The organism is Bradyrhizobium stylosanthis, from assembly GCF_001641335.1.
In the GTDB taxonomy this organism is placed as follows: domain Bacteria; phylum Pseudomonadota; class Alphaproteobacteria; order Rhizobiales; family Xanthobacteraceae; genus Bradyrhizobium; species Bradyrhizobium stylosanthis.
In genome coordinates this window covers 2,297,032-2,312,038 of record NZ_LVEM01000001.1, presented here as the reverse complement: position 1 = coordinate 2,312,038, position 15,007 = coordinate 2,297,032, and the positions used below count along the sequence as shown (strand labels likewise).

Genomic DNA, 15,007 nt, shown 5'->3' with positions numbered 1-15,007 from the left:
ATTCCCCGCCTTCGCGGCGAATGACACCGAGGGCGTGGTGGGGGTAAAGGCCCTCTCAGGCAGGGCCTCCGAACGCCGTGCTTCAAGTCGCTGCGATTTAGCTTTAACTTGCGCAAGGCAGCTCAAGCCTTTGTAGCGCTTGATTTTCGTCTGCCGAGAGGCGAGGTTGCCGCCCGCCGGGATCGCCCCGGCAGGCGACTTGCGACGTTGGAGGATGATGTGGCGCATCAAGTACAGGATCTGACCCCGGACGAGGTCTCCAAGGGTGTCGCGGAAGGGCGCTATCTGCTCGTCGACGTGCGCGAGCCGAACGAGGTCGAGGCCGAGGCCTACCCCTACGGCGTCGTGGTTCCGCTCTCGACCTTCGATCCCAAGGCGATCCCCGATCCCGCCGGCAAGCAGGTCGTGTTCGCCTGCCGCTCGGGCAAGCGCTCGGTGACGGCCTCGCTCGCGGCGCAGGCGGCGGGCCTGCCTTACGACAAGCATCTGGCCGGCGGCATGCTCGGCTGGAAAGCGGCGGGTCTTCCCAGCAAGGTCGGTGGCTGATCGGCCCGATGTCCAAAAGCTCGTCCCTGAACAAGGTCTTCTCCGACCTTCCTGTCACCATCTTCGAGGCGATGTCGCAGGCCGCGCGCGACAATGCCGCCATCAATCTCGGCCAGGGTTTTCCTGACGATCCCGGCCCCGAGGACATCCGCCGCGCCGCGGCCGAGGCCTCGCTGAACGGCTACAACCAGTACCCTTCGATGATGGGCCTGCCGGAGCTGCGCCAGGCGATCGCGACTCATTACGGCCACTGGCACGGCCTCAAGCTCGATCCGATGAGCGAGGTGATGGTCACCTCCGGCGGCACCGAGGCGCTGACCTCGGCGATCCTTGCCGTGGTCCAGCCCGGCGACGAGGTGGTCTGCTTCCAGCCGGTCTATGATTCCTACCTGCCGATCATCCGCCAGGCCGGCGGCATTCCGCGCCTCGTGCGCCTCGAGCCGCCGCACTGGCGCCTGAATGAGGACATGCTGAAAAGCGTCTTCAATTCAAAGACCAAGGCGGTGCTCTTCAACAATCCCCTGAATCCCTCCGCGGTGGTCTATCCGCGCGAGGACCTCGAGCTCTTGGCGCGCTACTGCCAGGAGTTCGACGTCATCGCGATCTGCGACGAGGTCTGGGAGCACGTCACCTTCGACGAGCACAAGCACATCCCGCTGATCACCATCCCCGGCATGCGCGATCGCACCATCAAGGTCGGCTCGGCCGGCAAGATCTTCTCGCTGACGGGCTGGAAGATCGGCTTCGTCTGCGCCGCGCCGCCGCTCTTGCGCGTCGCCGCCAAGGTGCACCAGTTCCTGACCTTCACCACCGCGCCGAACCTGCAGGCCGCCGTCGCCTACGGTCTCGGCAAGTCCGACGACTACTTCCTGTCGATGCGCAAGGATCTGACGCGGAGCAGGGACCGCCTGACCAAGGGTCTCGAAAGCCTCGGCTTCCCCGTGCTGAAGTCGCAGGGCACCTACTTCCTCACCGTAGACCTGTCGCCGCTCGGGCTCAACGAGAGCGACACCGAGTTCTGCTGGCGCATCGTGAAGGACTACAAAGTCGCCGCGATCCCGGTCTCGGCGTTCTACGAGCAGGATCCGGTCACCTCGGTGGTGCGCTTCTGCTTCGCCAAGAAGGACGAGACGCTGGACACCGCGCTGGAGCGGCTGTCGGACGCGGTGCGTGGACGCAAGAGGTAGACCGAGATGACGAACGTCAGCCGCGCGGGGTTTTGTCTTGGTCTTGCCATCGCCGCGCTGACGTTGCTGTCGCCTCCCGCCGGGGCCGAGGAGCGGGTCGTCAACTTCTACAACTGGTCCAACTACATGGCACCGGATGTCTTGGAGGCCTTCACCAAGGAGACCGGCATCAAGGTGGTCTACGACACCTTCGATGCCAACGAGACGCTGGAGACGCGCCTGATGGCCGGCAAGTCCGGCTACGACGTCGTGGTGCCCACCGCCTATTTCCTGCAGCGCCAGATCAAGGCGAACATCTTCCAGAAGCTCGACAAGGCGAAGCTGCCGAACCTCGCCAACGCCTGGCCGGTGGTGACGCAGCGTCTCGGCATCTACGATCCCGGCAACGTCTACGCCGCCAACTACATGTGGGGCACGACGGGCATCGGCTACAACGTCGCCAAGGTGAAGCAGATCCTCGGCCCCGATGCGAAGATCGACAGCTGGGACATCGTCTTCAAACCGGAGAACCTGGCCAAGTTCAAAGACTGCGGCGTGCACATGCTCGATTCCGCCGACGACATCTTTCCGGCGGCGCTGAGCTGGCTCGGGCTCGATCCGAACTCGACCAAGCAGGCCGACCTCGAGAAGGCCGCCGATGCCGTCGCCAAGGTCCGGCCCTCCGTGCGCAAGTTTCACTCCTCCGAATACCTCAGCGCACTCGCGACCGGCGAGATCTGCTTCGTGGTCGGCTGGTCCGGCGACATCATGCAGGCCCGCGCCCGCGCGGCGGAAGCCAAGAGCGGCGTCGAGATCGGCTACACCATTCCGAAGGAGGGTGCGCAGATGTTCTTCGACAATCTCGCGATCCCCGCGGATGCCAAGAACGTCGCGGAAGCCTACGAGCTGATCAACTATCTCTACCGTCCGGATGTTGCCGCCAAGAACTCGGACTTCCTGTCGTATGCCAACGGCAACCTCGCCAGCCAGAAGCTGGTCGACCCAAAAATCCTGAACGACAAGAACATCTATCCGGACGAGGCGACGCTGGCAAAACTGTTCGTCATCACGGCGCGCGAACCGGCGACCCAGCGGATCATCAACCGGCTCTGGACCAAGGTGAAGACGGGGCGCTAGGCGCATCCGGCGACCAGCCTCGAATCCAAAACCTGAAAAACAACCCCATGCACAGTAGAACCGCGATCGCTGCGTTGTCGGCGGTGGCGGGGCTTAAGCCGTGGCGCAACCTGGGCTAATCGCCGCGCGGGCGCAAAGGGACAGAAAGCGTGGGTCAGGAGCGCAAGCGGCTTCCCAACCTCGCTGTCATTCCCCGCGAAGGCGGGGAATCCAGTTCGCCGCAGCTTCTCGGTTCCATCGCTAGCGTCTCGGAGTACTGGATCGCCCGGTCGAGCCGGGCGATGACAGCGGACTATGACGAAAGCGCGCTCCGAGCCTCACCACTCATACCGCACCGTGCCCTTGCCGGTGTAGGTCTGCGTGCTCTGCGAGAACTCGCCCTCGACCGTGCCTGCGAGCGAGAGACCGCTTCTCCACTTCATCTCGGCGCGACCACCGACCAGCGCAGAGTCGGCCGCGGGTTGCGCGCCGCTGACGGTGAAGGCGGCGCCGGGGAGCGCCTGGAAGGCGGCGTTCACGAGACGATTGGTGTTGGTGTCGTGGGCCCAGGCGAGCCGGCCGCGCAAAGTGAGCAGGCCATCGGCGACTAGGAAGCGCTGGTCGGCGCGGGCGCCGAGCTCGGTGCGGACATTGGTGGTGTCCTGCGAGGTGTAGGACAGCGCGAACTGGTTGCTGCCGACGAGCGCGGTCTCGCCGTAGCCGGGGAGGTGGAAGGCCGTCGCCTGCACCGCAGCGTAGGGCGTCACGCCGAAGCTGGAGGCGGGGATGGGCGCGAAGCGCCAGCCGGTTTCGAGGCGGCCGGAGAAGGTGCTCGCCTTGAAGTTTGCGGTCAGCTTGTCGGTGCCTGACACCGTGACGGTGCGGTCGGTGGTGACGTCCTGCCAGCCATAGGCGAGGGCCGCGGAGATGTAGGCAGGCCCAAGATTGTGCCGGGCATAGAGGCCGGCCTGGAAGACATCGGCACGGCCGCCGCCGAGCGCATCCGCAACGGAGAAGTTGAAGCCGGCGCCGCCGAGCGCGAAGCCGAGCAGCGTGTCCGGCGAGAGGCGATAATCGGCGCCGACCACGGTGCCGTAGATGCGGCTGGTGGTGGGGCTCGAACCGGCCGCGGCATTGCCGTTCAACGTGCTGGCGCCGCCATAGCCTGAGGCCCACACGCCCCAGCGCCGGTCGATGACATCGCTGCTGGCATCAACCGGCGTCACTGCGGCGTAGGCCTCGCGCGTCCTGGCGTCGCTCTCGGCGGTGGCGGCATAGCCGAGCGCGCCACCATCGGCAGCGTCCGTGCCGCGCCCGCCATCCGTGCCGCCATTGAAGGGATCGAGCATGCCCAAGAACTGCTGCATAGCGTTGAACGCGGCCTGGGTGCTGGCGGCGCCGGGCTGGCCCGAGACCTCGCTCAGCGCGCGGTTCAACTGCGCGCCGCTCATGTTGAGCAGCGTATCGAAGCCGGCGGGCGGTGTCGCACCGCTGTTGACCGCATTGTTGATGCCGTTCGCAACGCCGGTCTGGTTGCCGCTCGTGCCCGGCGGCAAGACGATCGTGCCGGGATCCAGCACGAGATAGACGTTGTTGAGATCGTAGCTAAGACGCGGATTGCGGGCAGGGCTAAACGTGCCGCTGATGCTCAGCCCGGCGAATTGCGTTCCGCCGAGGCCGCCGGCCGCATTGAGGAGCGTGAAGGTCTGGCCGCGGAAGCTGCCGGGGATGGCAACCGCCTGCACGGTGGCCCCGGTGAGCGCCGCGGTGCCCGTGACATTGGTGCGGTCGGCCCCGTTCGTGGAGACCTCGACCGTGTACGAGCTGCCGGCACTGAAGGTGAGGTTGCCGCTGACGGTGAGGGTGCCCACGGAATTGCCGGGCGCCAGCGCGCCGCCGCTCGCAATCGTTGTGTTGCCGACAATGCCGGTGCCGCCGAGAATGCCGCCCGCGTTCACGGTCACGCCGCTCGATGCCGTGATATCGCCGTTCACCGCCAGCGTGCCGCCGTCGACTGTCGTCGCGCCGGTATAGGTGTTGACGCCCGACAGGGTCAGCCTGCCGGTGCCGACCTTCACCAGCGAGGCACCGGTGTAGCCGCCGGATCCACCGTCGGCGAGCACGCCGGTGACGGTGGTCGACAGATTGTTGCTGCCGACTGTCAGTTCTTTGCCGCCGAGCTGGAAGGTCCCGCTGCCGGCGAGCGAGCCGGCGGTGAGCCTGTTGTCGCCGTTCGGGCCTGTTGTCATCGAGAGATCGAAGACCGCGCCGGGCGCGGCGTTGATGAGCTGCGCATTGCCAGGCGTCGAGTTTCCGTCGAACAGCACGTTGCCGCTGTTGACGATGGCGGCACTGGCAGCCGTGGTGTTGGCATAGAACCGCAACTGGTTGTTGTTTGTGATTGATGCGTTGCCGGCTGTGGAGCTGTTGCTGAAAATAATGGTGCCGGCGTTGGTGACGGTCGCACCGCCTGCGGTGCCGCTGTCGCGGAATTCGATCGTGCCGCTGGCATTGTTGGTGATGGTCGCGTTGCCGGCCGTGGGAACGTCGCCGAAATTGCCGCCCCAGAAACTCATCTGACCGCTGTTGATGACCGTGGCATTGGCCAGTGTGGCGCTGTTGACGATCTCGAGCGTGCCTGCGGCGGCGTTGGTGATGCGCGCACTTCCGGCGCTGGAGTCACTCCAGAAATTCAGGCTGAGATTGTTGGCGATCGTGGCGGTCCCAGCCGTCGAACTGTAATAAAAGTACATCCAGCGGTTATTGGTGATGACAGCGTTGCCGGCCGAGCTGTTGTCTTCCAGATAGAAGCCACTGTTATTGGTGATGTTGGCATTGCTCAGCGTGGCACTGTTCCAGGTGACGAGGCCCCCGCTATTGATAATGGTGGCGTTGCCGGCCGTGCTCGTATCCCGGAAATTGAAGGTGCCGATGTCGACGTTGATCGTGGCGCTGCCGGCCGTGCTCGTATTGTAGAAGTTGACGTAGCTATAGTAACTGCCGTTGACGGTGAGCGTTGCGTTGCCGGCCGAGCTGGAGTCTCGGAAATTCGTCAAGCCCGTCGTGGTGATCTGGGCATTGGCTGCCGTGGCGACGTCCTTGAATTCGAGCGTGCCTGTATTGGTGACGGTTGCAGTGCCGGCCGAGGCCGAATTGTTGAAGTTCAGATTGGCGCTATTGGATATGTTGGCGCCGCCGGCTGTGCTTGAACCATTGAAGGCCAGGGTGGAAGAGTTGTTGATCGTCGCGGTGCCGGCCGAACTGGTGTCGTTGAAGTTCGTCGTGCCCAGATTGCCGATCAGAGCGCTGCCGGCCGATGCGGTGTTCCGGAAATAGAGATTGGCGTTGTTGGTGATCGCAGCGCTGCCTGCGCTGCTCGAATTGTTGAACGCCAGGTTGCCGTCGTTGGTGATGGTGGCGGCACCGCCGGTGCTCGCGTCATAGAAATTCAACTGGCCGGTATTGGCGACGCTGGCGTTGCCGGCGCTGGAGCTGTTGCGAAAGTTCGTGAGCCCGTCGTTTGCGAGGTTGGTGATGCCGCTCGTGTCGGCGTTGACGACCTCGAATGTGGCCCCACTGTTGACGGTGACTGTACCCACAATAGAGCCGGTCGCACCACCACTGCCGATCTGGAGCGTGCCGCCCGACACGGCCGTGCCGCCGCTATAGGTGTTCTGTCCGGTCAGGATGAGCGTGCCGGCACCAGCCTTGGTGAGCGATTTGCCGTCCCAGCCTGTCGCGGGGTTCGCCGCCTGATCGGTCAGTGCTGTCCCCACCGTGAAACTGTCGCTGACGTTGGTCAGCGTGAAGGTACCATGGGCAAGGGAGTTGCCTGCCGTCCAGCTCAGACCGTAGCTGGCGAGGTATTGCATTCCGTCGGCCGACTTGCGGACGGACATCGTGAGGTAATCCACCGTGCCGCTGAAACCGCCGATGGTGATGTTGGCGAAGTCGCCGCTGATGCCAGTACGGGTGTCGATCAGCACCTTGTCGAGCTGGCTCGCATCGTTGATGCCGCTGACGTTGAAGGCAACGCCGTTGCCGATCGCGACGCCGTCGGCGGACAGCGCGGGGCTGTTCGTTCCCGCGACGATGGAGAGTGCGGTGTTGTTGCCCAAGGTCACGGCCTGCGCGACGTTCAGGGTCGCCGGCGCCTGGATCGCCAGCGTCCCGCCCGTGACGTTGATGTTGCCGGCCAGATTGGTGCTGCCGCCTGCGCTGCCGTCGCCGAACTGCAACCGGCCGCCGGAGACGATCGTGTCGCCGCTATAGGTGTTCGTGCCGGTCAGGATCGTGGTACCCGAACCGATTTGCTGCACGGAACCGCTGCCGGAAATATTGACGGCCAGGGTGAGCGTGTTGCTGCGGTTGAAGGCGAGCACGCCGTCGTTGGCGACATCGCCGACGATCGAGCCGGTCGTCCCGCCATTGCCGATCTGCAAGGTGCCGGCCGCGATCGTGGTGCCGCCCGTGTAGCTGTTGCTGCCGGTCAGGATCGTGGTGCCCGAACCGACCTGCCGGAGTGAACCGCTGCCTGAGATATCGCCGGGCAGGGTGACCGCGTCACTGCGGTCGATGGTGAGAACGCCGTCGTTGACGACATTGCCGGCGATCGAGCCGGTCGTCCCGCCATTGCCGATCTGCAAGGTGCCGGCCGCGATCGTGGTGGTGCCCGTGTAGCTGTTGTTTCCTGTCAGGATCGCGGTGTTCGAGCCGAGTTTCTGCACGGCGCCGCTGCCGGAAATCTCGCCGGCGAAGGTGATCGTGTCGCTGCGGTTGAAGGCGAGCACGCTGTCGTTGACGACATTGCCGACGATCCAGCCGGTCGTCCCGCCATTGCCGATCTGCAAAGTGCCGGCCGCGATCGTSGTGCCGCCGSYATRGGTGTTGGTGCCTGAYAGCACCAGCGTTCCAGCGCCCAGCTTGGTGAGGCCGCCGGCGCCGCCGAGCGACTGGCTCACCGTGAACGTGTTGGCGGAATCGGCGATGTCGAAGCCGCCGCCCCCCGCGCCCCAATYGATGGTGCGCGCGGTCGAATGGAAAGACRTTCCAGTGATCTGCAACGTGCCGCCGTTGAAGGTCAGCGCGCCGGCTGCATCGCCGAGATTGGCGTCGCCGCTGASGCTCAGTGTGCCGCCGTTGATCGTCGTGCCGCCGGTATRGGTGTTGGTTCCTGCCAGTGCCAGCACGCCGGTCCCGACCTTGACCAGCGAGCCGCCGGTGCCGCCGGCAGAACCGCCATCTGCGATCACGCCGGTGACCGTGGTCGACAGGTTGTTGGAGCCGACGGTCAACTCGTTGGAGCCGAGGAAATACTGGCCAGCACCGGCAATCGAGCCGGCGCTGAGCTTGTGGTCGTTGTTCACGCCAGCGCTTGGCGAGAAATCGACGATGCCGTCGTTGGTGATAGCGGCGTTATCGGCCGTACTGGTGTTGCTGAAATTCACGACAGCGCCGGCGCTGTTGGTGATGGTGGCGCTTCCGGCCTTGCTGGCGTCGCTGAAGTACAGCTGGCTGTTATTGGTTATGGATGCATTGCCGGCAGTGCTGCCCTCTGAGAAGTACAGGTTGCCGGAGTTGGCGATGGTGGAACCTCCGTCGGCCCGACTGCTGGCTTTGAAGTACAGGTCGGCGCCCGCGCTGTTGGTGATGGAGGATCCGTTGCCGGCGCGGGCCGTGTTGCGGAATTCCAGATGGGAATTGTTGGTGAGGCCGGTGCCGTAGCCGGCAAAGCTGGTCTCCTGGTACGCCATGAGGTGGTTGTTGATGATGGTCGTGCCGCCGCTGAAAGTGTTGCCGTTGAACGACAGGATGTTGTTGTTGGTGATGGTGCCAGAGCCCGCCGCGCTCATGCCCCAGAAGGTCAGGAAGTCATTATTGATGATGGTGCCCTGGCTGACGCTGGAGTTGTAGAAATTCAAGCCGCCGTTGTTATTGATGGTGGAGCTGCCTCCCCAGAGGGCCATGCCGCCGTCGGTGAAGCTTAGCCCACTCCCGTTGGGGATGTTGAAGGTATAGGACGAAGCACCTACGTTGAAATACCACTTGCCGACGGAGACGGCGGTCGCCAACGTCAGGTTCGTCTGGCTCGAGGTGCCGAAATACGCAGTGCCTGTCGGCGCCGAGCCGGTGCTCCAGTTGCTGCCGGTGTTGTAGATATTCGACCCCGGCGAGGCGAGCCACGTCGCATCCTGTGCGCGGGCGGGGCCGGCCGGCAGCGACCAGGCCAAAGCCAGCGCCGTCGAGCCAAGCAACGCGGCGCGCAGGCTGCGGCTCCGCCCGAAATAATCTTTCTCCGTCCTCACGATTTTCCCCACTGCGGGCACGAGTCCGCGTGCCGATTCATCGCATTGGGTTCGGGCTGGTGTCCTGATAAGGGGGGCGGGAGCTTTCTGAAGATTTCTGATATTTCCGTTTCAGACCCGCTTTTCGGTCAATCTCGACAAACTTCATCTATATGAGCGGCCGGGAGAGACGTTTGGGGGACAAGTTGCTTCGTTTCGCCGGTTTCGAGCTGGATCAGCAGCGCGGAGAGCTGCGTGGGGCCGATGGCGTTGCGATCAGGCTGCGGCCCAAGACCTTCGAGATGCTCCGGTTGTTCGCGACCAGCGGCGGACAGGTCCTGACCAAGCAGGAGCTGATGGAGGCGGTCTGGCCGAACGTCCATGTCGGCGAGGACAGCCTGTTTCAATGCATCCGGGAGCTTCGCACCGCGCTCGGCGACGAACGGCGGCAGCTCATCAAGCTCGCCTCGGGCGGCGGCTATTCGCTGATGGCGGAGGTTCTGGCCGAACGGGTCGCCGCCGCGGCGGTAGTCACAGAGCGTCCGGTGGCCGACCCCGTGCAAGCCGGTCCTGCGCCACCGACCGAAGCCGCATCTGTCACGCCGCCGCACATCGTCATCGGCTCGCGAAAGCGGGCTCTTGTGGCGGCGGCGACCGGACTCTGCGCCATCATTCTCGCGGTTGCGGCCGCCGTGCCGGTGTGGAAGCCGGAGCTGCTGTTCAGGCGGGCGCCGCCGCGCGTCGCCGTGATGCCGATCGTTGACGCCAGCAACGACCCGCGGGGCGCGATGATGGTGGCGGAGGTCACCGACCGTCTCACGGACGGCTTTGCGAAGATCCAGAACATCAGCGTCGTGGCGTTGCGCCCGTCGGCGGTGGCGGGTGCCGACAAGGCCGGTGCGTCCGTGACGTCACCGGACTACGAAGTTCGCGGCGAGCTGCAGCGAAACGATCAGTCCTGGACCCTGCGCGCGCGCATCATCAAGGCGGGCACCGGCGAGGTTCAGTCGGTCGTTGCCGCATCGGTCAACGCGGACGAAGCGGACGCGCAGCTGCAACAGTCGCGTCTCGTCGCCGGCGTCGGTCATGCGCTTGCACGGCGCCTCAACGACGTGCTGGAGCCGAATGTGCTGTCCGCACGCGCGCGCGGGGCGTCGGCCGGAGGCGACAAGGTCGCGATCGAGCAGGCCATAGCGTCGATCAACCAGACCACGCGCGAGCGCTTCGGCATGGCGCAGAGCATGCTGCAAAAGGCGCTCGCTGACGAGCCCGACAATCTCGACATCGCCGTTGCGCTGTCTTCGCTGCAGTTGCGCGGCATCCAGATGGCCTGGTTCATCGCCGACGAGGCTGTCGTGGTCGAGGCCAAGGCCAATGCGACGCTCCAGCAGGCATTGCGGTCGAAGCCGAATTCGATTCCGGTGCTCGAAGCCTATTGCCGCTTCCTCAGCGCGACCAATCATTTCGTCGAAAGTCTCGTCACCTGCGCCAAGGCGCTGAGCTTCGATCCGTGGAATGGACCTGCGCTCTATCTGATCGGTCTCGGGCAGATCCATCTTGGCCGCTTCGACGATGCGCTCGCGACATTCCGCCAGGCCGATCGTTACGACACGCCGCCGTCCTCCCGCTGGACCTGGCTGCTTGGCGCGGGCTGGGCGACGCTCTTGAAGGGGCAGGGCGAGGAGGCGCTGCCGTGGTTGCAGCGTTCGATCGCGATCACGTCGGCGTCCGGCCGCTCGCACATGCTGCTTGCGGCGGCCCTTTACAGGGCAGGCCGGAAGGAAGAGGCCAAGGCGGCGATCGAGGAGGGTCTGAGGCTGCGGCCCGGCACGACCAGGCTCAACGTCTCGCCGCCGAAGGGGAATACGAGTCCGGTCTTTCTCGAGGCGTCCGCTCGCGTCGTCCAGTCGATGGTGGATGCAGGTCTGCCGGAGCAGTGAAGGCGGCTACCGCCACCGCCGATGCAGCCAGAGCCACTGCTCGGGATGCTCGCGCACCCAGCCTTCCACCACATTGGTGATTGCCTGGGTCGTGCCCTGGATGTCGATCTTGCCGTCGGCGTCGCGCACCGGCGGGACCTCTTCGGTCAGCTCGGCGGTGAAGCGGCCGCCGGGGAGGCGGATGATGCGGACGCCGTGGATCGGGCATTCGACCTGGCGCAGCAGGCGGGCCAGCATCGGATTGGCGCGGGTCTTGCGGCCGAAGAAGGTGACCTCGACGCCGCCGGTCAGATACTGGTCGATCAGCATCGCGACGTGCTTGCCGTCCTTCAGCGCCTGCGCGAGGCGCAGCGGCGCGTCGCGGCCGGCCGGGATCAGCGTGCCCATGTTGACCTGGCGCATCTCCTGGATGATGCGGTCGGCGGAGGCAATGTTGGGGCGGCGGTAGAGGATCGCGGCGTCGAGGCCGTGGGAGACGGCGGCGAGCGCCGGCAATTCCCAATTGGCGAGATGCGAGGCGAAGATCAGCGCCGGCTTGCCGTCGTCGCGGATCTGGTCGAACAGCTCGATGCTGCGCTTGGGCAAATCGATCCGGCTGTTTTCCGGATGCTCGCGGTCATAGTCCCAGACGTGGTCCATATGGGCGAATTCGGCGCCGACGCGGCCGAGATTGTCCCACACGCCCATCAGGATCGCATCGATCTCTTCCGGCGATTTCTCGGGAAAGGCGGCCGTGAGATTGGCGCGGCCGATGCGATGCTCGCGCAGGCGCGGTCCGATCGTCTTCACGACGCGCGCGAAGAAGTCCGAGGTCTTGACCGGATCGAAATAGCGCGTGGTGCGCAGCATGGCGACGGTGGCGGCGCCGATGAGGCTACCGCCGATCGATTTGGCTGCATTGCGTGCGCGGATCTTCGTACCGAGAGAAATCAGCGCCATGCGTCCGGTCAGGCCGGTTCGCGGGTCAGGATCAGCGAGGCATTCTGGCCGCCGAAGCCGAACGAGTTCGACATGACGGCGGTGACGCGGGCATCGCGTGCCTTGTTGCCGACGACGTCGAACAGGATCGTGGGATCCGGATTGTCGTAGTTGATCGTCGGCGGGATGCGCTGGTGCTCGAGCGTGAGCAGCGAGAAGATCGCCTCGACCGCGCCCGCGGCCGAGATGGTGTGGCCGACCATCGACTTGTTCGAGGTGACCGGAATCTTCTGCGCGAGATCGCCGAACACGGCCGAGGTCGTGTTGAACTCCATCTTGTCGTTCTCGGGCGTCGCGGTGCCGTGCGCGTTGATGTGGTCGATCTGGTCCGGCGTCATGCCGGCGTCGGCCAGCGTCTTGTTCATGCAGCCGATGATCGGCTTGCCATCCGGCGAGGAGCGGGTGCGATGGAAGGAATCGGTGAGCTCGCCGCAGCCGGCGATCACGCCGAGGATTTTTGCACCACGCGCGACAGCGGCCTCGTAGCTCTCCAGCACCAGTGCGCCGGCGCCTTCGGCCATGACGAAACCATCGCGGTTCTTGGAGAAGGGACGGGAGGCCGCCTGCGGCGGATCGTTCTGGGTCGACAGCGCCGAGAGCAGCGAGAAGCGCACCAGCGCTTCAGGATTCACGGTGCCGTCGGTCGCAACGCACAGCGCGGCATCGGTCTCGCCCCGGCGGATCGCCTCGACGCCGAGCTGGATCGAGGTCGCGCCGGACGCGCAGGCTGTCGACAGCGAGATCGGCGAGCCCTTGGTGCCGAAGGTCTCGGCGAGGTGGGCCGCGACCGAGCCGAACATGAAGCGGTGATGATAGGCGCTGTACTTGCCGCCGCCGGAGATGCGCAAGAGATCGTCATAGGTGAAGTCGGGCGCACCGACCGCACGGCCGAGCTCGCGGCGCTGCGGCCATTCCACCTCGACCGGCGCGACCGCCAGGAAGAGGGGGCCCGGGAAATCGGCCTTGGCGCCGATGCCGGCCTGCTCGAGTGCTTCCTGCGTCACGATCTCGGCCATCCGTTCGGACAGGCCGGTGGAGGAGAACGGATCGACGCTGACGAAGTCGACGGTGCCGGCCATCGTGGTCTTCAGACCCTCGACCGGAAAGCGCGTGATGGTGCGGATGCCGGATTCGCCGGCGACGAGCTTGGCCCAATTGTCGGCCTTGCCGGCACCGAGCGAGGTCATGATGCCCATGCCGGTGACGACGACGACGGGACGCCCGAATTTGTCGCGTGGTGCAGTCATGTCGATCCCCCGATAGAGCTAAAGCATTCGGTCAAAGCGCGGTGCGCTTCAGCCGACAGCCTCGACCAGCGCCATGCCTTCGCCGCGCCAGTGTCCGGCCCCCACCACCACAATCTGGGTGGGCGCCCCCTGCATTTCAATCTCGGTTCCGGTCGAATCGTTCGGCGGGAACAGCGCGCCGCGCGAGATCGACAGCGCGGCGAGCGCGAGGCCGAGCGGGAATTGCGTTTCCATGGTGTGGCCGAACATCGTACCGGTCGAACGCACCGGGAAGTCGGCATGGCCCTTCAGGAAGCCGCGCTCTTCGCTCGTCGCGGGCTCGGCGCCCGTCGCGCCCGATATGATCGCGCCCTTGCCCTCGCGCTTGGGCAACTGGCCCCAGAGCTTCTCGAGCGTTGCGGCCATGTCGCCGGGCTGCTTGCGGCGGGCGAGATCGGCAACGACGCTCGACAGCTTTGCGAATGGCTTGGCGCCGCGCGCTTCGGCGTGCGCCTTCGATTCCAGCACCAGGAACGCGCCGGCCGAGCCGAGCGCGAAGCCCGCATGGTCCTTGCGCGCCCAGACGGGAGCGAACTTGTCCTTCAGGTTGAAGTCGCCGAATTCGTAGAGGACCATGAGGTCCTTGCGCTCGCCATTGTGCGAGCCGCCGACCAGGGCAATGTCGCTCTCGCCGGAGGCGATGCGCGCCAGCGCGATGCGGGCGGCGTCGGCGCCCGCCACCTCTTCGCCCATGAAGGTGCGCGAGGTGCCGCCAAGGCCGTGCACGATGGCGATGTTGCCGGCGAGCAGGTTGGAGAGCTGGGCCAGGAACAGCGTCGGCCTGAGATCGCTCATCAGGCGCTCGTTGAGGAAGCCGGGCGCGTTCGCCCCCTTGGCCTCGGCCGTGAGCACGCCGGTGTCGACGTTGAGATCGCGCTCGCCGCCGCCGGCGGCGACCACCATGTCGATCTTCGACAGGATATCCTTGTTGCCCTTGATCCCGGCGGAGTCGAGCGCAAGTCCGGCTGCGTAGGTGCCGATGCGCTGCCACGCCTCCATCTGGCGCTGGTCGCCCTTCTTCGGGATCTGGCTGTCGAAGCTCACCGGCATCAGGGGATGCACGATGTAGGGCGCAAAGCCCTTCTCATCGACGTTGATGCGCTTCTCCTGAAGCGCGGCCCAATTGGCGTCGAGGCCTTCGCCGAGCGAGGTGGCAAGGCCAATGCCGGTGATCCAGACTTCCGTCTGGCCGGGCTTCGAAGCAGTCTCAGTCATGACGATGCGGCCTGTTGCGGAAAGCCGATGCGCTTGGCGAAGTCGTCCATGTAGCCGCGCATATCCGCATTGGGGAAGGGTATCTGCGTGAAGGTGAGCGTCGAATTCGCGCGCAGCTTGCCGCCGACCCGGATCTTGGCTTCGGTGATGGCGTAGCCCGAGCCCTCATGGGCGAGGGTCGCCTCGATGCTCATGAGGTCGCCCGGGAATACCGATCCGCGGACCTTGGCTTCCTTCACGGCGGCCAGGATCGGCATGCGCTCGAACTTGAGCACGCCGAGCTGGAGCCAGCCCGAGGCCTGCGCCATCGATTCGATCAGCAGCACGCCGGGCATCAGGGGATAGCCCGGGAAGTGCCCCTCGAAGATGGTGCTCTCCTTGGGGACCTGAGCCTCGACGACAATCGTCTTCGCGTCGACGTTGAGGTCGACGACGCGATCGATCATGTGGAAATATTCGAGCCGCATGACTGCGCG

The 15,007-nt window shown here is 65.3% G+C and carries 9 protein-coding genes; 4 read left to right on the top strand and 5 right to left on the bottom strand.

Annotated features, from left to right (window positions below; all coding sequences use genetic code 11):
• Nucleotides 1-219 precede the first annotated feature (219 nt).
• The 3 genes from A7X65_RS11200 to A7X65_RS11190 are packed head-to-tail and all read left to right on the top strand — an operon-like array spanning nucleotide 220 to nucleotide 2,849.
• Entirely contained in the window at nucleotides 220-546 is a 327-nt protein-coding gene (locus A7X65_RS11200; RefSeq protein ID WP_063684926.1) for a rhodanese-like domain-containing protein, read from the top strand.
• An 8-nt stretch (nucleotides 547-554) separates the two neighbouring features.
• On the top strand, nucleotides 555-1,733 hold the full coding sequence (locus tag A7X65_RS11195) for an aminotransferase (protein ID WP_063684590.1): 1,179 nt from the start codon (nucleotides 555-557) through the stop codon (nucleotides 1,731-1,733).
• 6 nt (nucleotides 1,734-1,739) lie between these two features.
• A complete protein-coding gene (locus A7X65_RS11190) occupies nucleotides 1,740-2,849 on the top strand; it encodes a polyamine ABC transporter substrate-binding protein (RefSeq protein ID WP_063684589.1) in 1,110 nt (369 codons plus the stop codon).
• A 317-nt stretch (nucleotides 2,850-3,166) separates the two neighbouring features.
• Here the strand turns inward: A7X65_RS11190 and A7X65_RS11185 are convergent, their stop codons facing one another.
• A complete protein-coding gene (locus A7X65_RS11185; protein WP_063684588.1) occupies nucleotides 3,167-9,133 on the bottom strand; it encodes an autotransporter-associated beta strand repeat-containing protein in 5,967 nt (1,988 codons plus the stop codon).
• Nucleotides 9,134-9,306: 173 nt separating this feature from the next.
• Between A7X65_RS11185 and A7X65_RS11180 the strand changes: the two genes are divergently transcribed.
• Nucleotides 9,307-11,052: a winged helix-turn-helix domain-containing protein gene (locus A7X65_RS11180; RefSeq protein WP_245323391.1), complete on the top strand. Its 1,746-nt coding sequence runs from the start codon at nucleotides 9,307-9,309 to the stop codon at nucleotides 11,050-11,052.
• A 6-nt stretch (nucleotides 11,053-11,058) separates the two neighbouring features.
• Here A7X65_RS11180 and A7X65_RS11175 read toward each other — a convergent pair whose 3' ends face one another.
• Genes A7X65_RS11175 through A7X65_RS11160 form a run of 4 tightly spaced genes read right to left on the bottom strand, consistent with a single transcriptional unit; the run spans nucleotide 11,059 to nucleotide 14,998 of the window.
• Nucleotides 11,059-11,991 carry a lipid A biosynthesis lauroyl acyltransferase gene (locus A7X65_RS11175; protein WP_063684587.1) on the bottom strand — a complete coding sequence of 311 codons (933 nt, stop codon included), beginning with the start codon at nucleotides 11,989-11,991 and terminating at the stop codon, nucleotides 11,059-11,061.
• Between the two features lie 8 nt (nucleotides 11,992-11,999).
• Nucleotides 12,000-13,277 carry a beta-ketoacyl-ACP synthase gene (locus A7X65_RS11170; RefSeq protein WP_063684586.1) on the bottom strand — a complete coding sequence of 426 codons (1,278 nt, stop codon included), beginning with the start codon at nucleotides 13,275-13,277 and terminating at the stop codon, nucleotides 12,000-12,002.
• A 48-nt stretch (nucleotides 13,278-13,325) separates the two neighbouring features.
• Entirely contained in the window at nucleotides 13,326-14,531 is a 1,206-nt protein-coding gene (locus A7X65_RS11165) for a beta-ketoacyl-ACP synthase (RefSeq protein ID WP_063684585.1), read from the bottom strand.
• Complete coding sequence (locus A7X65_RS11160; protein ID WP_063684584.1) at nucleotides 14,528-14,998, bottom strand: 3-hydroxyacyl-ACP dehydratase FabZ family protein; 471 nt, start codon at nucleotides 14,996-14,998, stop codon at nucleotides 14,528-14,530. The genes A7X65_RS11165 and A7X65_RS11160 overlap by 4 nt, the downstream gene beginning before the upstream one ends.
• Nucleotides 14,999-15,007: the final 9 nt, after the last annotated feature.